This is a genomic window from Bacillus sp. MBGLi79, from assembly GCF_002953915.1.
Window position 1 is genome coordinate 1,357,583 of record NZ_CP026521.1, and the last position, 20,116, is coordinate 1,377,698.

Consider the following 20,116-nt stretch of genomic DNA (forward strand, 5'->3'; position numbering starts at 1 on the left):
TTTTTATGCGGCTGAAAAGGGGCGTCATATCAACGTTTCTCGGTGTGGATGTGTTGATTTTTTTGAGCAGAATTTCCATTGAACAGAAAATTTATAAATGAATAAAAATATTAAATATACGATTGAATTAATTTTTATTCATGTTATAATTTTAAATAATTTCACAAAGACTAAGAGGGTGAACTTGTTTTGAAAATAGGAATTGTAGGTGCTACAGGGTATGGAGGCACCGAACTTGTCAGGATTCTTTCGCATCATCCTCATGCAGAGGAATGCATACTTTATTCATCCAGCGGAGAAGGAAATGTCTATAGCGAGGTTTATCCTCATCTTATCGGCTTAGCGGATCAGAGGCTAAAGCAGATTGATATGAATACGATCAAACACGAAATAGATATCATGTTTCTTGCTGCACCGCCTGGAGTATCAAGTGAATTGACTCCGAAGCTGGCAGATGCGGGAATCCCGGTTATTGACCTGTCAGGTGATCTGAGGATACAAGAGCCCGCTGAATATGAAAAATGGTATAAACGGGCAGCGGCACCGAAGGCGGTGATTCAAGAGGCGGTATACGGTCTGGCAGAACTGAATCAAAAGCAAATTCAACAGGCGAAACTCATTGCCAATCCGGGCTGTTTTCCAACAGCTGTTTTGCTTGGCCTCGCGCCTTTGGCTCAAAAGAAACTGCTCGATGAATCTTTCGTTATCGTTGACGCGAAGACCGGGGTTTCCGGAGCGGGAAGAAAAGCATTCATGGGCACTCATTTTTCTGAGCTGAACGACAATTTTAAAATTTATAAAGTCAATGAACATCAGCACACGCCGGAAATTGAACAGGCGCTGAATGAATGGCAGCCAGGTCTCGGGCCCATTACATTTTCGGCTCACTTGGTTCCGATGACAAGGGGCATCATGGCGACGATGTATACGCAATTAACCTGTGATCTATCCGCAGATGACCTGCATAACCTATATTCGGAATTTTACCAAGATTCATATTTTGTGAGAGTGAGGCCAAAAGGCCATTATCCGCAAACGAAGGAAGTGTATGGCAGCAATTTCTGTGATATCGCCGTGACCCACGACGAGAGAACGAACAGAGTCACGATCGTCTCGGTCATCGATAATTTAATGAAGGGTGCCGCCGGTCAGGCAGTGCAGAACTTTAATGTAATGAATGGCTGGAATGAAGAGACCGGTCTCGCCATCACGCCAATTTATCCATAGAACGGGAGAGAATCGAACCATGATTCAGTTAAGTGAAGATCAAATTGTAAAAGTAACAGGTGATGTGTCCTCACCAAAAGGATTTCAGGCAAAGGGTGTGCATTGCGGGCTGCGCTACTCGAAAAAAGACCTCGGCGTCATTATCAGCGAGACACCGGCCGTGAGTGCAGCGGTTTATACCCAAAGCCACTTCCAGGCTGCGCCGATCAAAGTGACACAAGACAGCTTAAAGCACGGACCGACACTGAAAGCCGTCATCGTCAACAGCGCCATTGCCAATGCCTGCACGGGAGAACAGGGACTAAAGGACGCATACACAATGCGGGAGACCTTTGCTTCACAGCTTGGCATTGAGCCGGAGCTTGTCGCTGTTTCTTCAACGGGCGTCATCGGCGAACATTTAGACATGGAAAAAATTCAGGCGGGGATCGGGCTGCTGAAAGAAACACCTGCGGGATCAGGAGATTTTGAAGAAGCGATTTTAACAACCGATACGGTGATTAAGCAGACATGTTATGAGCTGGCAATCGGCGGCAAAACAGTCACGATCGGCGGAGCGGCTAAAGGCTCAGGGATGATACACCCGAACATGGCCACGATGCTGGGATTTGTGACAACTGATGCGGCAATCGAAGAAAAAGCGCTGCAAAAGGCGCTTCGAGAAATCACTGATGTTTCATTTAACCAAATCACAGTTGACGGAGAAACATCTACGAACGACATGGTACTGGTTATGGCGAATGGCTGCGCCAAAAACGAGTGCCTGTCAGAAGATCATCCAGACTGGCCGGTCTTTAAAAAAGCGCTCTTGCTCACTTGTGAGGATCTGGCTAAAGAGATTGCCAGAGACGGAGAAGGCGCGACAAAACTAATTGAAGCCCAAGTACAGGGAGCGAAAAACAATCTTGATGCAAACGTCATTGCCAAAAAGATTGTCGGCTCAAATCTCGTGAAAACAGCAGTATACGGAACAGATGCCAATTGGGGGCGGATCATCGGAGCCATCGGACACTCCGCAGCTCAAGTGACGGCTGAAGAAGTAGAGGTTTATCTTGGGGGCCAATGCCTGTTTAAGAATAACGAGCCTCAGCCATTCTCTGAATCTCTCGCCAAGGAATACCTTGAAGGAGATGAAATCACCATTGTCATCAAGATGGATGAAGGAGACGGGAACGGAAGAGCGTGGGGCTGTGACCTGACCTATGACTATATCAAAATTAACGCGAGCTATCGCACGTAATAAAGGGGAGCATTATGAAGAAAACAATTGTCTTTAAATGCGGGGGAAGTGTCATCCGTGAGCTGTCGGAGGAATTTTTTCAAAATCTGAAAGAGCTGACGGCGTCAGGCTGGAAACTGGCGATCGTACATGGCGGCGGCCCGGAAATTACAAATATGCTGAAGCGGTTAAATATCAAAACAGAGTTTTCGGGCGGACAGCGGAAAACAACGAAGCCGGTGCTGGAAGTGGCGGAAATGGTTTTATCCGGTTCTGTCAATAAATTTTTCGTTGCAGAGCTTGCCAAACACGGACTGCGAGCCGCAGGCATTTCTGGTAAGGACGGCGGTCTTTTGGAGGCTGATTATCTCGATTCGGAAGCATACGGAGAAGTCGGAGAAATCAAAAAAGTCGATGCATCCATGGTGAACGCGCTGATGGAAAAGGACATCATCCCCGTTATTGCGCCGCTGTCTATGACAAGCGACTGCAAAACGCTGAATGTAAATGCCGATCTGGCTGCCTCAGCAGTTGCCGGAGCACTTGAAGCCGATAAACTGATGTTCGTCACAGATGTTGATGGAATCATGAAGGAAAAGCAGCGTCTGGACGTCCTGACCCCTGAAGAGATTCAGACGCTAATCGAGCAGGAAGTGATCACAGGAGGGATGATCCCGAAGGTCAATTCAGCCTTGTCAGCTTTATCAGATCAGGTGTCTGAAGTCATGATCGTAAACGGAAAAGGATCATTCTTCGCAGAACAAACCTTTCAAGGGACAAAAATCGTCAAAGCAAAGGAGGCTGTTTCATGAGCAGCTTGTTTCAAACCTACGGCCGCTGGGATATTGACATTAAAAAAGCAAAGGGAACGCACGTTGAGGATCAGAACGGCAAAACGTACCTCGATTTCATTCAGGGGATTGCGGTATCAAATCTAGGCCACTGCCATGAAGCGGTGACAGAGGCAGTCAAAAAACAGCTCGACAGCGTATGGCACGTATCCAACCTATTTCAGAACAGTCTCCAAGAGCAAGCGGCACAGAAGCTGGCGGAACACAGTGCGGGTGATCTCGTCTTTTTCTGCAACAGCGGCGCGGAGGCGAATGAAGGTGCGATCAAGCTCGCCCGAAAAGCAACTGGAAAAACAAAAATCATCACATTTCTTCAGTCCTTCCATGGCCGCACGTATGCAGGGATGGCGGCGACCGGACAGGATAAAATCAAAACAGGATTCGGCCCAATGCTGGAAGGGTTTCACTACCTGCCATACAACGATCCTTCTGTTTTTGAAGCTCTTGGGGAGGAAGACGATATTGCCGCGGTGATGCTTGAAACAGTGCAGGGAGAAGGCGGAGTCAATCCGGCGAGCGCTGAATTTTTAACAGCCGTTCAGTCATTTTGCAAGGAAAAAGAGGCTCTTCTGATTGTTGATGAGATTCAAACCGGCATCGGACGGACGGGAAAGGGCTTCGCATATGAGCACTTTGGACTCTCACCGGATATCATCACAGCCGCCAAAGGATTGGGAAATGGCTTTCCAGTCGGCGCTGTCATCGGAAAGAAACAGCTTGGAGAAGCGTTTACCCCTGGTTCTCACGGAACGACTTTCGGAGGAAATATGCTGGCGATGGCTGCTGTGAATGCCACATTGCAAATTGTATTCGAGCCTGACTTTCTGCAAGAGGCTGCTGACAAAGGAGCGTTTTTAAAAGAACAGCTTGAGGCGGAGCTAAAAAGCCCTTTTGTTAAACAAGTCCGCGGTAAAGGATTAATGCTTGGAATTGAGTGTGATGGCCCGGTTGCTGGCATTATTGCAGAATTGCAAACATTAGGCTTGCTTGTATTGCCGGCCGGCCCGAACGTGATTCGTCTGCTGCCGCCGCTCACCGTCACTAAGAATGAAATAGCAGAAGCTGTCAGCAAGCTGAAACAGGCAATCGCTCAGCATACCGCTGTAAACCAGTGATTTTTTTTCGATATAAAGGTATAAAAATTCATTTTTATAATTAATTATTCATCAAGAGGTGGGCTGTTAGATGGAAGGTTATTTAGTGTTAGAAGATGGGACATCGTTTAGCGGCGAGCTGGACGGTCATGAAAACTGCACGGGAGAAGCTGTTTTTTTCACAGGAATGACAGGCTACCAGGAAGTGCTGACAGATCCATCATATAAAGGGCAGATTATCGTATTTACCTATCCGCTGATAGGCAACTACGGCATTAATGAAAAGGATTTTGAAAGCAAGAAACCGCAAGTAAAAGCCGCGGTTGTCTATGAGGCGTGTGATCATTTTTCTCATCATGAAGCGGTATACAGCCTCAAGGAGTATCTACAGAAATGGAACATTCCACTGTTGACCCATGTTGATACAAGGGCTGTCGTGAAAAAAATCCGGGCAAATGGAACGATGGGTGCGACAGTCACAGCCTCTAAAGAAGGCGCTGAGATTGCCCTCCAACCAGAGAATGTGGCAGAACAGGCTTCCGCACAGGAAATCAGCACATTTGGCAACGGGAATAAACATATCGCTCTCATTGATTTTGGCTATAAAAAGTCAATCGCATCATCACTTGTCAAACGAGGCTGCAAGGTCACCGTGGTGCCATACAAGCAAATGGAAGCTGTATACGATATAAAGCCGGACGGCATTGTGCTGTCGAACGGCCCTGGAGATCCGAAAGCCATTCATCCATATCTAGGGAAAATCAAAAGCATCATCAGCCGCTTTCCGACTCTTGGCATTTGTCTCGGACATCAGCTGATCGCGCTCGCATTCGGAGGGAATACATTCAAGCTGCCATTCGGACACAGGGGAGCAAATCATCCGGTCATCGACCGTGAAACGAAACGGGTCTTTATGACAAGCCAAAACCACAGCTATGTGGTTGACGAACAGTCGATTAATGAAAAAGAGCTCACGATCAGATTTCATCATGTCAATGATACGTCAGTTGAAGGGCTTGCCCATAAAAAACTGCCAGTCATGAGTGTGCAATTCCACCCGGAAGCCCATCCTGGACCGGCGGAAAGCGAATGGATTTTTGATGATTATCTAAAGAATGTGATACCAGCAAGGAGAGAAATCGCCCATGCCTAAAGACACCAGTATTTCAAGCATATTAGTAATCGGATCAGGCCCGATCATCATCGGGCAGGCGGCAGAATTTGATTATTCAGGCACTCAAGGGTGCATCGCGCTGAAGGAGGAGGGCTACCGGGTGATTCTCGTCAACAGCAATCCGGCGACAATTATGACCGATGAAGCCTTCGCTGATGAGATTTATTTTGAGCCTCTGACAGCAGAAAGCCTGACAGCCATCATTAAGAAAGAACAGCCTGATGGGCTTCTTGCCAATTTAGGCGGTCAGACCGCATTGAATTTAGCGGTGGAGCTTGAAGAAACGGGTGTTTTAAAGGAGCACGGCGTCAAGCTTCTCGGCACATCCGTTGAAACGATACAAAAAGGAGAAGACCGGGAAAAATTCCGTTCGTTAATGAATGAATTGAAACAGCCCGTGCCAGAGAGTGAAATTGTTGATAATGAAACCGACGCCATCCGGTTTGCGGAATCCATCGGTTTTCCCGTTATTATCAGACCTGCTTACACATTAGGCGGAAAGGGCGGAGGAATCGCCCCTGATAAAGAAGCCTTTACAGCTATGATTAAACAGGCGCTATTAGCAAGCCCGATCAATCAATGCCTTGTCGAAAAAAGCATTGCGGGCTTTAAAGAAATTGAATATGAAGTCATGCGTGACGGCAATAACACATGCATTACCGTCTGCAACATGGAAAATATCGATCCGGTCGGCGTGCATACAGGTGACTCTATCGTTGTGGCGCCTTCACAAACATTGACAGATGAAGACTATCAAATGCTGCGGACGGCTAGTCTGACCATCATTTCAGCACTTGATGTCGTAGGCGGCTGCAATATTCAATTCGCGCTTGATCCTTTCAGCAAGCAATATTACGTCATCGAAGTGAATCCGCGTGTCAGCCGGTCATCGGCTCTCGCATCTAAAGCGACCGGTTATCCGATTGCAAAGATGGCTGCTAAACTGGCAGTCGGATACACACTTGACGAGCTGAAAAATCCGCTCACAGGTTCAACTTACGCAAGCTTTGAACCGGCACTGGACTATGTGATCGTCAAATTTCCGCGCTGGCCGTTTGATAAATTCAAAAACGCAGACCGCAAGCTTGGCACAAAAATGAAAGCCACCGGTGAAGTGATGGCGATTGAACGGAATTTAGAAGCGGCAATACAGAAGGCAGCCGTGTCCCTTGAATTAAAAAATATCGGCACGCACCTTCCAGAGCTCAGCGGCTTGTCAATTGATGCGCTATGGGAGTTGGCAGTCATTCCGGATGACCGCAGATTTTTCGTTGTCATGGAGCTGTTGAGCCGCAGCGTGACGATTGATGACATTCATGCGAAAACAAAAATTGATCCGTTTTTCCTGCATACCTTTAACAACATCATCAAATTGGAAAACCGCCTGATGGAAGAGGGCGGCGATCTCTCTTTTGACTTATTGAAAAAAGCGAAGGAAAAGGGATTCTCAGACGCAACGATTGCCTCGCTGATCGGCAAAACAGAAAAAGAGGTGCGCGCGCTTCGCAAGGAGATGGGCATTACACCTTCCTTCAAAATTGTCGATACATGCGCGGCTGAGTTTGATGCGAAAACAAACTATTTTTACTCCACATATTTCGGAGAGACCGATGGAGATATCAGCCGCAAAAAGAAAAAACGCGCGCTGATTATCGGATCAGGCCCGATTCGGATCGGCCAAGGCGTTGAATTTGATTACAGTGCGGTTCACGGCGTGCTGACACTGCAAGAGCTTGGGTTCGAAACCATCATGATTAACAATAACCCGGAAACGGTCAGCACAGATTATGAAATTGCGGATCGCCTGTATTTTGAACCGATGACAACGGAGCATATTGTAAACGTGGCGGAGCAGGAAAATATTGATTTTGCAATCGTGCAATTCGGCGGCCAAACTGCAATCAATGCTGCTGAAGCACTTGAAAAAGCCGGCATTACCCTTCTCGGCACTTCGTTTGAAACACTCGATGTGTTAGAGGATCGTGATCAGTTCTATCAGCTTCTTGATGAACTAGGATTGAAGCACGCAAAAGGAGAAATTGCCTATACAAAAGAAGAAGCCGCTTCAAAAGCCAGTGAGATTGGCTATCCGGTGTTAATTCGTCCATCTTACGTTATCGGCGGAATGGGCATGATCATTGTTGACTCGCAAGACCAGCTTTCTCAGCTGCTGAATGATGAGGACAGCATGCCATATCCGATTTTAATTGATCAGTATGTGTCTGGAAAAGAAGTCGAAATTGATTTGATTTCCGACGGCGAGGATGTCTTTATCCCGACATATACCGAGCATATTGAACGGGCGGGTGTCCATTCGGGAGACAGCTTTGCCATCCTTCCGGGACCATCAATCACAAGCAGGCTGCAGCAGAGCATGAAAGAGGCCGCACAAAAAATTGCCCGAAAACTTTCATTTAAAGGCATCATGAACATCCAATTTGTGATCGACAATGGAGACATACTCGTGCTTGAAGTGAATCCGAGAGCGAGCCGCACGGTTCCGGTTGTCAGCAAAGTAATGGGCGTGCCGATGATTCCGCTTGCCACACGTCTGCTGGCGGGTGCGTCCTTAAAAGATCTAAACCCGGCAAGCCAAAATCATCATGGAGTTGCCGTGAAGTTCCCTGTTTTTTCTTCTCATGCGATCCAGGATGTGGATGTGAAGCTTGGGCCGGAAATGAAATCAACGGGAGAAGGCATGTGTGTCGCATATGATGCCGACAGCGCCTTGAAAAAAATCTATACACGTGTCTGGAATCAAAAAGGAAGCATATACTTGCAAAACGGTCCGGAAGATGTGAAGGAATTAGCGGAAAACGCCGGTTTCACCGTTCATGAAGGGACATTTGCCTCTTGGATGGAACAGAAAGGAAAATCGCTCCACATCAATCTGAGCGGTTCTGAAGAAGCGCGCAAAGAACGTCTGGAAGTCATGACGCACGGCATCACCGTCTTTACAGAAGAAGAAACCGTGCGGGCGTTTTTACAAAGCGGTTCAGGCCATCCGCAGCCTGTATCTCTCAAAGATCTCTATAAAAAGGAAGTGGCATCATGCACACAGTGACGCAAACCAGTTTATACGGAAAAGATTTATTAACGTTAAAAGATCTTAGTGAACAGGATATAAACGCCTTGCTTGCAGAAGCCGGTGAGCTGAAGCAAAACAAAATCCAGCCTATTTTCCATGGCAAAACCTTGGCGATGATTTTTGAAAAATCATCAACGCGGACCCGTGTTTCATTTGAAGCGGGCATGGCGCAGCTGGGCGGGAACGCCCTCTTCCTAAGCCAGAAAGATCTGCAGCTGGGGCGCGGTGAGACTGTCGCTGATACGGCAAAAGTGCTGTCAGGCTATGTGGATGCCATCATGATCCGGACCTTTGAACATGAAAAGGTGGAGGAGCTTGCCAAAGAAGCTGATATTCCGGTAATCAATGGACTGACGGATAAATACCACCCATGCCAGGCGCTCGCGGATCTCTTGACGATTAAGGAGATAAAAGGAAAGCTTAAAGGCGTAAAAGTCGCATACATCGGTGACGGAAATAACGTGGCGCACTCCTTGATGATCGGCTGCGCGAAAATGGGCTGTGATATCTCAATCGCTTCCCCAAAGGGATATGAAGTGTTAGATGAAGCAGCTGAAGCGGCAAAAACATATGCGCTTCAATCCGGCTCTTCCATCACGCTGACAGAAGATCCGATTGAAGCGGTAAAAGACGCGGACGTGATTTATTCTGATGTGTTTACAAGCATGGGACAGGAAGCGGAAGAGCAAGAACGTCTTGCTGTCTTTGCGCCTTATCAGGTGAATGCGGCGCTGGTCAGCCATGCCAAGCCTGACTATACATTTTTACATTGTCTCCCTGCGCATCGCGAGGAAGAAGTGACTGCGGAGATTATTGACGGGCCGAATTCTGCAGTGTTCCAGCAGGCGGAAAATCGTCTTCATGTGCAAAAAGCACTGTTGAAGGCCATTTTATACAATGGGGAATCATCAAAAAACTGCTGAGTCAAACTCAGCAGTTTTTTTGATGGCAACATATTCACAGCCGCTTAGGCGCATACTACAGCAAAAAGGAAAAGGAGGAAAAACTGTGGGACAGCAGCATCAATTCCGGCCCGGACAGAAAGCGCCTAATAACGGTGTCTACGTAGAGATCGGCGAGACAGGGAGCATGGTGAAAAACCCCCAAAAGGTCCATCTGTCAGCAGGGGAAATGTTCCCCGAAACATCAAATCACAACCGGCTGTGGACATACAAAAGAAAGCCGTGACCACTAAAAAACCCAAAACAATCAATGTTTTGGGTTTTTGGCTTCTTAATGCTGGCTTGCATTTTTGTTCATAGGCATGATTTCTGCTAAAACCATGATTAAGACATACAGTACAACAGCAATGACAGATGATGTTTTGAAATTATACGTAACGCTGTTCATGCTTGCAACCAAGTAGCATGCCATATGTGATAAAAGGAACGTCCAAATAAAGGCAATAATATATCGCACGTTTCCACCTCGTCCTTCTCATTCTATTCTAAAAGTTATCATACCATACAAAAAGCGAAGGGGGAATCCAATTTTAGCAGAAAGTGAGGTGACAAAAGAGTCTGATTCGTCACACTTTAATGGTAAAATATAAAAAACGTCAATCAGTGTAATAGCCAAAAATGTAAAAGGCTAGGACTTTACCTTATTCGTTTCTTTTCTATTTACATAAGATAGCGTGAGATGAAGTGTGAAAGGAGGCGGGCAAGCGATGGGAATAACGGAAAGATACTTTCAACTGGGAACGGAGCATAATGTCATTCATCTGCCCTATCGCCCGAACGGCTTCGGCATCTTTATCTTGGGGGACAGAACCCACTTTGTCGGGGAAGATTCAAGCTTTTGGCTGCAGCATTACGGCAGAAATCAGCTTCTGAATATGTTGAGGAATGAAGGATATACTCTTTTTAACAGCAATCTGTTCGGAAGGCATTGGGGGGCGGAAAAAGCAGTCACCTATGCTAAACAGCTGATCCATTCCGTGATGAAGCAGGAAATCCTCAATCCGAAGATTCATATTTTAGCAGAAGGCATGGGTGCTCTCGTGGCCGATGAACTGCTTCGTTTTTCCCCGGATCATATCCGCTCAGCCGCAATGTTGAATCCTTGTCTCGATCTTCAGGCACATTATGAATCAGAAAAAGAAAATAAATTTTTCTATAAGCAATTTTTGAAAGAAGTATCGAAAAGCTACGGAATTTCTGAAAAAGAAGCGGAAGCGCTTCGTTACAAAACCATTCAAAGCTATCTGAGCGGCGTTCCGGTTCATATATGGCAGCGTATGACCGGAGCTCCATATCCCTACAGCGTACATGCGGAAGCTTTCAAGGAAAAACAGCAAAAGCAAGACTCACCGGTCGACATGACATTTCATTTATTTGAGCATCCGAGCAGAATTTATGCATCAATCTGTAAATTCTTTCATAGTCATGAAAAAGAATTATAGGGAATATAATGACAACAGCCTTCTCTTTTGCGGAGGCTGTTTTGTTTTGGAAAATGAAAAACCGGAAGGGCGGCAGATGCAATGGAATCAACGCTGATTGTAGGTGCGGACGAATTTTTCGGCCTTTCATTGTGCGAGCGAATGATGGATGAAGGCATACATGTTGACGTTATTTTGGCGGAAACAGAAGATAAAATGAGACAAATGTACTTAGAAGAAAGACTCATGTGGCTTGGGAGAAATGAACTCTTTCGTCAGCTTGAACGCATTGGAGATCAAAAGTATGATACAATTTGTATCCAGTTTGGAGTTTCTTTGCCCTTGGACCAATATGATTCTTCTTATATTTTAGTATATGAACAAGACCGGAAAGAATGGGAGAAGCGTGAAAAAACAGGCTCGGAAAAAGCCGTATTCCTTCCGAAAATGTATGGGCCATGGAAAGAAGAAACAGAGGGAGACGGCTATTACACAGACGATGTGGCTGACGAGTTGCTGAAATTCCTATTAGAAGGCCGTCATAGCAAAGATCAGTTTTTTGAATTACAAGTATCAGAAAAAACCTCAAAAGAAGAAGCAAAAACAAAAATTATCGAGTGGAAAAGACAATTTTCATCAATTTTCGACAAATATTAAGAAAAACCTTCCATGTTTCGAGTTTTCTAGATACAATAAACGTATAAAACAATACATGTTATAGCTTGTCAAAAGGAGTTGAACATGACTTGATCACAAGGCTTGTCATGATCTTTTCTGTCCTCCTTTTATTGAGTGGATGTGGACAAACTCCGTTCAAAGGAAAAATTGAGAAGGTCGGCATGCTCTTTCCTGATACGATTAATGACCTCGTATGGGGCACAAAAGGGTATAAAGGATTACTGAATATACAATCCAAATACAATGTGGACGTCTACTATAAAGAAGGCGTTAAAACAGAAGAAGATATCATAAATGCGATTGAGGATTTTCATAAGAGGGGCGTCAATCTGCTCTACGGCCATGGGAGTGAATATGCAGAGGTGTTTAACTTGGTCGGCGAAGATTATCCAGATATGGAATTCGTCATTTCCAATGCGAAAGCGAAAGCTGACAATGTGACGAGTGTCCATTTTAGCGGGGAAGCAATGGGCTTTTTTGGAGGAATGACTGCTGCCCATATGTCGAAAACCAATCAGGTCGGTGTCATTGCTTCCTTTACGTGGCAGCCTGAGGTTGACGGTTTTATCAAAGGAGCCAAGTATGAAAATCCAGATATAGAAGTAAACACGAAATATACGGATCATTGGGATGATGATACGACAGCAGTAAAGCTTTATCAGAAAATGAAGAACGAAGGCGCGGATGTTGTGTATCCCGCTGGAGACGGGTATAATGTTCCTGTTATTCAGCAAATCAAAAAAGACGGGCTTTATGCCATCGGCTACGTCACAGATCAATCGGACTTGGGTGAGAATACCGTATTAACCAGCACGGTGCAAAATGTGGACAAGGCCTATGAAATCATTGCTGAGCAATTCAACAAAGGCACCCTTGAAGGCGGCGATCATTACTACGACCTTGATACGGGAGTAGTCGAGATGGGAACATTCAGCCCGCTCGTCGATGAAGACTTTCAGCAAAGAATCGCCAAGCTGATCAAAACGTACAACAAAACAGGCGATCTGCCAAAAAACGAGTAATGGAGTGACGTCATATGCAGCACGAAAAATCACTTGAATTCTTGCAAATTGCCATGAAATACCTCCCTGAAGCGAAAGAACAGCTTGAGAAATCAGGCATTGAGCTTTCAATGGAGGCCATTCAGCCGTTTATGAATCTATTTACAACGGTAATGGCGGAAGCTTACGAGCTTGGCAAGTCTGATGCTAAATCTGAAACCGAATAAAAAGAAGCCACTTTTGCGAAAGTGGCTTTTCACATGATTTTCTTTTTAATCGCGGTGATCATGGGCGCAAGCTCCTTTAGAGCGGGCTTGATTTGATCAAGAGAGTTCATAATTGAACCGATTTGGTCCATAATATGCATGTAATGAATCGTCTCTTCGTCGTTGGTCTGAGAAACCTCCTCTTGCTGTTCCTCCTTCTCTTCTGTTGGTTTTGCGGAATCGCCGAACATCATTTTTGAAAATACATCCAACTGCATACGCCTCCTTTCTATATACAATACTCTATGAGTAAGTTGAACTGATAGTTTAGACGAATATATTGCCATGCGAAAAAAAATAGGATAGAATTAGTACCTGATACTAATAATTGATCACAACCTGATTGATCTTCTAAATTTAAGATATAAAGGAGTCTTCCCTTATGAAAGCTGGAATACTTGGTGTTGGACGTTACATTCCTGAGAAGGTTTTAACAAATCATGATCTTGAAAAAATGGTTGAAACTTCTGACGAGTGGATTCGTACAAGAACTGGAATAGAAGAAAGAAGAATTGCCGCAGATGATGTGTATTCATCACATATGGCTGTTGCAGCAGCGAAACATGCGCTGGAACAAGCTGAAGTGGCTGCTGAGGATTTGGATATGATCCTGGTTGCAACTGTTACACCTGATCAGTCATTTCCTACGGTCTCTTGTATGATTCAAGAACAGCTCGGCGCTAAAAAAGCGTGTGCTATGGATATCAGCGCTGCTTGTGCGGGCTTTATGTACGGCGTTGTAACCGGAAAACAATTTATTGAATCCGGAACCTACAAACATGTTCTAGTTGTCGGTGTAGAGAAGCTCTCAAGCATTACAGACTGGGAAGACCGCAATACTGCCGTTCTGTTTGGAGATGGGGCAGGCGCCGCGGTAGTCGGACCAGTCAGTGATGACAGAGGAATCCTTTCATTTGAGCTAGGAGCCGACGGCACAGGCGGTCAGCACTTGTATCTGAATGAAAAACGACATACAATCATGAATGGACGAGAAGTTTTCAAATTTGCAGTCCGCCAAATGGGAGAATCATGCGTAAATGTCATTGAAAAAGCTGGACTTTCAAAAGAGGATGTCGACTTTTTGATTCCGCATCAGGCGAACATCCGCATCATGGAAGCTGCACGCGAGCGTTTAGAGCTTCCTGTCGAAAAGATGTCTAAAACCGTTCATAAATATGGAAATACTTCTGCCGCATCCATTCCGATCTCTCTTGTAGAAGAATTGGAAGCCGGTAAAATCAAAGACGGCGATGTGGTCGTTATGGTAGGGTTCGGCGGAGGACTAACATGGGGCGCCATTGCAATCCGCTGGGGCCGATAAAAAAAGGTGAGGTGCACACAAGATGACTAAAAAAAGAGTAGTTGTTACAGGCCTTGGAGCATTATCTCCGCTTGGCAACGACGTCGATACAAGTTGGAATAACGCAATCAACGGTGTGTCCGGAATCGGTCCGATCACTCGTGTTGATGCTGAAGAATATCCGGCAAAAGTAGCCGCTGAATTAAAAGACTTCAATGTTGAAGATTATATGGATAAAAAAGAAGCCAGAAAAATGGACCGCTTTACACAATATGCGGTTGTAGCTGCGAAAATGGCAGTTGAAGATGCAGATCTTAACATTACGGATGAGATTGCGCCGAGAGTCGGTGTTTGGGTAGGCTCCGGTATCGGAGGACTTGAAACACTAGAATCTCAATTTGAAATCTTCCTAACAAAAGGCCCGAGACGGGTAAGCCCGTTTTTCGTGCCAATGATGATTCCAGACATGGCAACAGGCCAGATTTCTATTGCGCTAGGAGCGAAAGGAGTCAATTCTTGTACGGTTACAGCATGTGCTACAGGAACGAACTCTATCGGTGACGCGTTTAAAGTCATTCAGCGCGGTGATGCAGATGTGATGGTCACAGGCGGAACAGAAGCGCCGCTGACAAGAATGTCATTCGCGGGCTTCAGTGCCAACAAAGCACTGTCTACTAATCCAGATCCGAAAACAGCGAGCCGCCCGTTCGATAAAAACCGCGATGGCTTTGTCATGGGTGAAGGTGCAGGGATTATCGTTCTTGAAGAGCTTGAGCATGCCCTGGCCCGCGGTGCTAAAATCTACGGAGAAATTGTCGGCTACGGCTCAACAGGAGACGCTTATCATATCACAGCGCCGGCCCAAGATGGTGAAGGCGGAGCGAGAGCGATGCAAGAAGCTATTAAAGATGCGGGCATTGCGCCACAAGAAATTGATTATATCAATGCTCACGGAACAAGCACGTATTACAACGACAAATATGAAACAATGGCGATTAAAACCGTTTTCGGCGAGCATGCGCATAAACTTGCGGTAAGCTCTACAAAATCAATGACAGGCCACCTTTTAGGTGCAGCTGGCGGTATTGAAGCCATTTTCTCTATCCTTGCCATTAAAGAAGGCGTGATCCCGCCGACAATCAATATTCAAACACCTGACGAAGAATGCGATTTGGATTATGTGCCTGATGAAGCTCGCAGACAGGAGCTCAATTATGTTCTCAGCAACTCATTAGGATTCGGCGGGCACAATGCAACATTAATCTTTAAAAAATATCAATCATAATCAAGCCAAACCGGCTGCCCTTAAAGGGTAGCCGGTTTTTTTTGTGTGCATAGATTAAAAGAGGAGGCGATCACATGAGTGTAGAACAAACATATAGCTGGCTCAGAAAGGCTGCTTCAATAGATGATTTGGCACCTTACATTATCCCGCTTTTTTCAGGTGCGGGGAAAAAGAACTGGAAGGGCATTTTGGGGCATCTTCAGCATCATGGGATGTTTAAAAACATGACAGAGGGTATTCAGACTGCTTCCAAGCTGAAGGAAAAAGGTTTTTACGACCATATCCAAAAGGAAGAACAGTATCTCAAAAACAAATGGCAAGGTCCTGATGTACCAATTGTTCCGCTGCCGGTTGATGAACGAAATAGGAGAATTCGTTTAGAATTTGGATCAAAATCAGGACTCGCGTTTCAAGACAAAATGTTCCTCTTTCTTTCGTCAGATTTAGATTTTGGATCAGTATCTGCCCTGATGACGCATGAGTATCATCATGTTTGCCGGTTAGGTCATCTCACAAAAGAGGAAAAGGATGTCACATTACTTGATACAATCATCATGGAAGGGCTGGCCGAATATGCTGTTTATGAGAGGTTCGGCCGAAGTCAAACGGCTGAATGGACGACTTGGTATACCCCAGAGCAGCTTCAGGCTTTATATGAAAAAAAGATTGCGCCCCATCAGGATATCAAACGGGATAATCGATTATTTCCCCAGCTGTTATTCGGCAAAGGATATCAGCCGAAAATGCTTGGATACGCAGTTGGATTCAATATTGTAAAAAAGTATTTAACTGCCAACAAGGCAAGCACCGCAGACGGACTTTCCATTCCTGCTGAAACCTTTTTGGATGCAATGCTTTAAAAGGATAAAATAATGGAATTTCGTTAATAATATTACATTTATCCTAAAAAATTCTTGATTTTGCAAAATGATTGTAATAATATACAACTATAAAATTTTTCGATAATTCAATATTATTTATTATTTCTGAATAAAGGGATTGCTTTCTCTTGAAAACGATTGACCACAAGAGGGGGGAAAGGGGAGCTAGCATGAGCACACTATTAGAAGTGAATAATTTAAAGACTTATTTTTTCCGGAAAAAGGAGCCGATCCCTGCGGTTGACGGAGTCGATTTTCACATCAGCAAAGGTGAGACCGTCGCGCTTGTAGGTGAATCGGGCTCCGGAAAAAGCATTACTTCCTTATCAATTATGGGCCTCGTCCAAAGCTCAGGCGGAAAAATCATGGACGGCTCTATTAAACTCGAAGACAAAGACCTCACCTCATTCACTGAAAACGATTATTGCAAAATCCGCGGAAACGAAGTATCCATGATCTTTCAAGAACCAATGACCTCCCTTAATCCGGTGTTAACAATCGGAGAACAAATTACCGAAGTGCTGATTTACCATAAAAACATGAAGAAAAAAGAAGCCTGTCAGCGAGCTGTTGAACTCTTGCAGATGGTCGGTTTCTCCCGGGCGGAGCAAATAATGAAGGAGTACCCGCATCGGCTGTCAGGCGGTATGAGACAGAGGGTGATGATTGCCATCGCACTAAGCTGTAATCCTAAATTGCTCATTGCCGATGAACCGACGACAGCGCTGGATGTGACAATACAAGCCCAGGTGCTGGAACTCATGAAAGATCTCTGCCAGAAGTTCAACACATCGATTCTTCTGATCACACACGACTTAGGTGTCGTGTCCGAAGCGGCGGATAGAGTGATTGTCATGTACTGCGGACAAGTCGTAGAAAACGCCACTGTTGATGACTTATTTTTAGAACCGCTTCATCCTTATACAGAAGGCCTGCTTACGTCAATTCCTGTTATAGATGGAGAGATTGATAAATTAAATGCGATTAAAGGCAGCGTGCCTACACCTGATAATCTGCCGCCGGGGTGCCGTTTTGCCCCAAGGTGTCCGAAAGCTATGGATAAGTGCTGGACAAATCAGCCTTCGCTTTTGACACACAAAAGCGGAAGAACGGTGAGATGCTTTTTATATGAGGAAGAGGGTGCAGAACAATCATGACAGCAGCTAATCAAGAAACAATCTTAGAGCTTCGTGACGTAAAAAAATACTTTCCGATCCGCTCAGGCCTTTTTCAAAGAAAAGTCGGTGATGTAAAAGCGGTGGATGGTGTGTCATTTTCGTTAAAAAAAGGAGAGACACTCGGAATCGTTGGAGAGTCGGGCTGCGGAAAATCGACTGCCGGCAGAACGATGATCAGACTGTACAAACCGACAGAAGGCCAAATTCTTTTTAAAGGGCAGGATATTTCTAATCTGTCAGAGGAGAAGCTGCGGAAGAGTGTCCGCAAAAATATTCAAATGGTGTTCCAAGATCCATTTGCCTCGTTAAACCCGAGAAAGACGCTGCGGTCTATCATAAAGGAGCCGTTTAATACGCACAACATGTATACGATGCGTGAACGAAACGAGAAAGTCGAAGAGCTGCTTGCGAGAGTTGGCCTTCACCCGTCGTTTGCCGGACGTTATCCCCATGAGTTTTCCGGCGGACAGCGCCAGCGGATCGGCATTGCCAGAGCACTCACTTTAAATCCAGAGCTGATCATTGCTGATGAGCCGGTTTCCGCACTTGATGTATCCATTCAGGCCCAAGTGATTAACTTGATGGAGGAATTACAGGATGAATTTGATCTTACGTATCTATTTATCTCCCATGATCTAAGTGTCGTCCGCCATATCAGCGACAGAGTCGGAGTGATGTATCTTGGCAAAATGATGGAGCTGACCGGCAAGCATGAGCTTTATGACAACCCGCTTCACCCATATACCCAAGCGCTTTTATCCTCCGTTCCGGTTACAAGAAAAAAAGGATCTGTCAAACGTGAACGCATTGTCCTGAAGGGAGAGCTGCCAAGTCCGGCCAATCCGCCAAAAGGCTGCGTATTCCACACAAGATGCCCTGTTGCAAAACCGATATGCAAGGAACAAATACCAGAATTTAAAGAAGCTGCTCCCAGCCACTTTGTGGCTTGTCACCTTTATAGCTAATGTTGCCCGCACAGCTTTGAGAGGGGGTATGCATACTACATAAACAACAGCTGAGAAGAACGAACATTTTAAAAGGGGGAATATCTAATGAAAAGACGGAAAACCGCACTGATGATGCTAAGTGTATTGATGGTCCTGGCCATCTTTTTATCAGCCTGCTCGGGCTCAAAATCGAGCAGCAGCAGTGAGAAAAAATCAGCAGGCAAACCGCAGCAAGGCGGGGATTTGGTTGTAGGGTCAACTGGGGAGCCAACATTGTTTAATCCACTCTATTCTACAGACGTTTCCAGTTCAGATATTGAAGGGATGATCTATAGTACATTATTAGAAACGGATGAAAAACTAAATGTGAAACCTGCTTTAGCTGAGAAAGTAACAGAATCCAAAGATGGCCTGACTTATGATGTCAAAATTAGAAAAGGTGTAAAATTCCATGATGGAAAAGAACTTACAGCCGATGACGTTGTTTTCACTTATAGCATACCTTTAAATAAGGACTATAATGGTGAACGCGGTTCTGGTTTTGAATCACTAAAATCTGTTACAAAAAAAGGTGATTATGAAGTTGAATTTAAATTAAAGAAAAAAGATGCATATTTTTATAATGTTGTTTTAGACAGCTACGGCATTCTGCCCAAACACATTTTAGGGAAAGTGCCAGTTGCAGATTTAGGCGAAAATGAATTTAACAGGAAGAATCCAATTGGTTCGGGTCCATTCAAGTTTGTTGAATGGAAAAAGGGCGATTATGTAAAACTTGAAGCAAATGATGACTACTATGGCGGAAGACCGTATTTAGATACAGTGACAGTTAAGACGATTCCTGATTCTAATGCCGCTGTTGCTCAATTAAAAGCTGGGGATATTGACTTCTTTGTTGTACCAGGAACAGACTTTGAGACAGTTAAAACATTTGATAATGTTCAGGTTAAATCAGATCTTGGTTTGAACTACAGTTATATTGGATGGAATGAAAAAAATGAATTATTTAAAGACAAAAAAGTCCGCCAAGCTCTTACGTATGCGCTTGATCGAAAAGCAATGGTAGATCAGGTGTTAAATGGTGATGGAAAAGTTGCAAACGTTCCTGAAAGTCCGCTTTCTTGGAACTATCCAAAAGGTGATGTACCTACATTTGATTACAATCCTAAAAAGGCTAAAAAGCTCTTGGAAGAAGCAGGATGGAAAGATACAGATGGAGACGGTTACCTTGATAAAGACGGAAAGAAATTTTCATTTACCATTAAAACGAACCAGGGCAATAAGATTCGGGAGGATTTAGCAGTTGTTGTTCAGCAGCAACTTAAAGAAGTAGGAATTGAAGCAAAACCGCAAATTGTAGAATTTAGTGCTCTTATTGAACAAACAAGCGCACCGAATTGGGATTATGATGCACTACTGCTCGGTTGGAGTTTGGCTACATTCCCAGATCAATTTTCAATTTTCCACTCCAGTCAATCTAAGAACGGATTAAACAACATTTGGTATAAGAATCCTAAAGTCGATAAACTTTTAGAAGAAGCTAA

20 protein-coding genes are annotated in these 20,116 nt (G+C 44.8%); 18 read left to right on the forward strand and 2 right to left on the reverse strand.

The window, feature by feature from the left end; all coding sequences use genetic code 11:
• The first annotated feature begins 189 nt into the window (after positions 1-189).
• The 8 genes from argC (at position 190) to C1T29_RS06845 (ending at position 9,841) form a co-directional block, all read left to right on the forward strand.
• Positions 190-1,227 carry an N-acetyl-gamma-glutamyl-phosphate reductase gene (gene argC / locus C1T29_RS06810; RefSeq protein ID WP_103748925.1) on the forward strand — a complete coding sequence of 346 codons (1,038 nt, stop codon included), beginning with the start codon at positions 190-192 and terminating at the stop codon, positions 1,225-1,227.
• A gap of 19 nt (positions 1,228-1,246) precedes the next feature.
• A complete protein-coding gene (gene argJ, locus C1T29_RS06815; protein WP_103748924.1) occupies positions 1,247-2,467 on the forward strand; it encodes a bifunctional ornithine acetyltransferase/N-acetylglutamate synthase in 1,221 nt (406 codons plus the stop codon).
• A 14-nt stretch (positions 2,468-2,481) separates the two neighbouring features.
• Positions 2,482-3,258, forward strand: coding sequence for an acetylglutamate kinase (argB, locus tag C1T29_RS06820; RefSeq protein ID WP_095432636.1), 777 nt, complete (start codon positions 2,482-2,484; stop codon positions 3,256-3,258).
• Positions 3,255-4,412, forward strand: coding sequence for an acetylornithine transaminase (locus C1T29_RS06825; RefSeq protein WP_095432635.1), 1,158 nt, complete (start codon positions 3,255-3,257; stop codon positions 4,410-4,412). The genes argB and C1T29_RS06825 overlap by 4 nt, the downstream gene beginning before the upstream one ends.
• 70 nt (positions 4,413-4,482) lie before the next feature.
• Positions 4,483-5,544, forward strand: a complete 1,062-nt coding sequence (locus C1T29_RS06830; RefSeq protein ID WP_095432634.1) for a carbamoyl phosphate synthase small subunit — start codon at positions 4,483-4,485, stop codon at positions 5,542-5,544.
• Positions 5,537-8,629 carry a carbamoyl-phosphate synthase (glutamine-hydrolyzing) large subunit gene (locus C1T29_RS06835; RefSeq protein ID WP_095432633.1) on the forward strand — a complete coding sequence of 1,031 codons (3,093 nt, stop codon included), beginning with the start codon at positions 5,537-5,539 and terminating at the stop codon, positions 8,627-8,629. Before C1T29_RS06830 ends, C1T29_RS06835 begins: the two co-directional genes overlap by 8 nt.
• Positions 8,617-9,576 carry an ornithine carbamoyltransferase gene (gene argF, locus C1T29_RS06840; RefSeq protein WP_040083464.1) on the forward strand — a complete coding sequence of 320 codons (960 nt, stop codon included), beginning with the start codon at positions 8,617-8,619 and terminating at the stop codon, positions 9,574-9,576. The genes C1T29_RS06835 and argF overlap by 13 nt, the downstream gene beginning before the upstream one ends.
• Positions 9,577-9,661: 85 nt before the next feature.
• The gene (locus C1T29_RS06845) at positions 9,662-9,841 is read left to right on the forward strand and encodes a YjzC family protein (RefSeq protein ID WP_003245356.1); all 180 of its coding nucleotides are present in this window, start codon (positions 9,662-9,664) and stop codon (positions 9,839-9,841) included.
• Between the two features lie 45 nt (positions 9,842-9,886).
• Here C1T29_RS06845 and C1T29_RS06850 read toward each other — a convergent pair whose 3' ends face one another.
• Positions 9,887-10,072, reverse strand: coding sequence for a YjzD family protein (locus tag C1T29_RS06850; RefSeq protein ID WP_003245236.1), 186 nt, complete (start codon positions 10,070-10,072; stop codon positions 9,887-9,889).
• Positions 10,073-10,322: 250 nt separating this feature from the next.
• Between C1T29_RS06850 and C1T29_RS06855 the strand changes: the two genes are divergently transcribed.
• The 4 genes from C1T29_RS06855 (at position 10,323) to comZ (ending at position 12,942) form a co-directional block, all read left to right on the forward strand.
• On the forward strand, positions 10,323-11,057 hold the full coding sequence (locus C1T29_RS06855) for a hypothetical protein (protein ID WP_095432632.1): 735 nt from the start codon (positions 10,323-10,325) through the stop codon (positions 11,055-11,057).
• 81 nt (positions 11,058-11,138) lie between these two features.
• On the forward strand, positions 11,139-11,693 hold the full coding sequence (locus tag C1T29_RS06860) for a hypothetical protein (protein WP_095432631.1): 555 nt from the start codon (positions 11,139-11,141) through the stop codon (positions 11,691-11,693).
• Positions 11,694-11,782: 89 nt separating this feature from the next.
• Entirely contained in the window at positions 11,783-12,736 is a 954-nt protein-coding gene (med, locus tag C1T29_RS06865) for a transcriptional regulator Med (protein WP_095432630.1), read from the forward strand.
• 14 nt (positions 12,737-12,750) lie between these two features.
• On the forward strand, positions 12,751-12,942 hold the full coding sequence (gene comZ / locus C1T29_RS06870; protein WP_003224559.1) for a ComG operon transcriptional repressor ComZ: 192 nt from the start codon (positions 12,751-12,753) through the stop codon (positions 12,940-12,942).
• Between the two features lie 29 nt (positions 12,943-12,971).
• Here comZ and C1T29_RS06875 read toward each other — a convergent pair whose 3' ends face one another.
• A complete protein-coding gene (locus tag C1T29_RS06875) occupies positions 12,972-13,199 on the reverse strand; it encodes a spore coat protein YjzB (protein WP_080478200.1) in 228 nt (75 codons plus the stop codon).
• Positions 13,200-13,363: 164 nt separating this feature from the next.
• Here C1T29_RS06875 and fabH point away from each other — a divergent pair, with 164 nt between their 5' ends.
• From fabH to C1T29_RS06905, 6 genes are all read left to right on the forward strand, one after another.
• Positions 13,364-14,302 (forward strand): beta-ketoacyl-ACP synthase III, encoded by a 939-nt coding sequence (gene fabH / locus C1T29_RS06880; RefSeq protein WP_014663519.1) that lies wholly within the window; start codon positions 13,364-13,366, stop codon positions 14,300-14,302.
• 22 nt (positions 14,303-14,324) lie between these two features.
• Positions 14,325-15,566 (forward strand): beta-ketoacyl-ACP synthase II, encoded by a 1,242-nt coding sequence (fabF, locus tag C1T29_RS06885; RefSeq protein WP_014663520.1) that lies wholly within the window; start codon positions 14,325-14,327, stop codon positions 15,564-15,566.
• 74 nt (positions 15,567-15,640) lie between these two features.
• On the forward strand, positions 15,641-16,426 hold the full coding sequence (locus C1T29_RS06890) for a DUF2268 domain-containing putative Zn-dependent protease (protein WP_103748923.1): 786 nt from the start codon (positions 15,641-15,643) through the stop codon (positions 16,424-16,426).
• 191 nt (positions 16,427-16,617) lie between these two features.
• Entirely contained in the window at positions 16,618-17,604 is a 987-nt protein-coding gene (appD, locus tag C1T29_RS06895) for an oligopeptide ABC transporter ATP-binding protein AppD (protein ID WP_014663522.1), read from the forward strand.
• Positions 17,601-18,590: an oligopeptide ABC transporter ATP-binding protein AppF gene (gene appF, locus C1T29_RS06900; RefSeq protein WP_103748922.1), complete on the forward strand. Its 990-nt coding sequence runs from the start codon at positions 17,601-17,603 to the stop codon at positions 18,588-18,590. The genes appD and appF overlap by 4 nt, the downstream gene beginning before the upstream one ends.
• 87 nt (positions 18,591-18,677) lie before the next feature.
• On the forward strand, positions 18,678-20,116 hold a 1,439-nt coding region (locus tag C1T29_RS06905), incomplete at its 3' end, for a peptide-binding protein (protein WP_208945638.1).

Coding starts and splice junctions, on each gene's coding strand:
- argJ (WP_103748924.1), top strand. CDS start 1,247: ATGATTCAGTTAAGTGAAGATCAAATTGTAAAAGTAACAGGTGATGTG.
- argB (WP_095432636.1), top strand. CDS start 2,482: ATGAAGAAAACAATTGTCTTTAAATGCGGGGGAAGTGTCATCCGTGAG.
- C1T29_RS06825 (WP_095432635.1), top strand. CDS start 3,255: ATGAGCAGCTTGTTTCAAACCTACGGCCGCTGGGATATTGACATTAAA.
- C1T29_RS06830 (WP_095432634.1), top strand. CDS start 4,483: ATGGAAGGTTATTTAGTGTTAGAAGATGGGACATCGTTTAGCGGCGAG.
- C1T29_RS06835 (WP_095432633.1), top strand. CDS start 5,537: ATGCCTAAAGACACCAGTATTTCAAGCATATTAGTAATCGGATCAGGC.
- argF (WP_040083464.1), top strand. CDS start 8,617: ATGCACACAGTGACGCAAACCAGTTTATACGGAAAAGATTTATTAACG.
- C1T29_RS06855 (WP_095432632.1), top strand. CDS start 10,323: ATGGGAATAACGGAAAGATACTTTCAACTGGGAACGGAGCATAATGTC.
- C1T29_RS06860 (WP_095432631.1), top strand. CDS start 11,139: ATGGAATCAACGCTGATTGTAGGTGCGGACGAATTTTTCGGCCTTTCA.
- comZ (WP_003224559.1), top strand. CDS start 12,751: ATGCAGCACGAAAAATCACTTGAATTCTTGCAAATTGCCATGAAATAC.
- C1T29_RS06875 (WP_080478200.1), bottom strand. CDS start 13,199: ATGCAGTTGGATGTATTTTCAAAAATGATGTTCGGCGATTCCGCAAAA.
- fabH (WP_014663519.1), top strand. CDS start 13,364: ATGAAAGCTGGAATACTTGGTGTTGGACGTTACATTCCTGAGAAGGTT.
- fabF (WP_014663520.1), top strand. CDS start 14,325: ATGACTAAAAAAAGAGTAGTTGTTACAGGCCTTGGAGCATTATCTCCG.
- C1T29_RS06890 (WP_103748923.1), top strand. CDS start 15,641: ATGAGTGTAGAACAAACATATAGCTGGCTCAGAAAGGCTGCTTCAATA.
- appD (WP_014663522.1), top strand. CDS start 16,618: ATGAGCACACTATTAGAAGTGAATAATTTAAAGACTTATTTTTTCCGG.
- appF (WP_103748922.1), top strand. CDS start 17,601: ATGACAGCAGCTAATCAAGAAACAATCTTAGAGCTTCGTGACGTAAAA.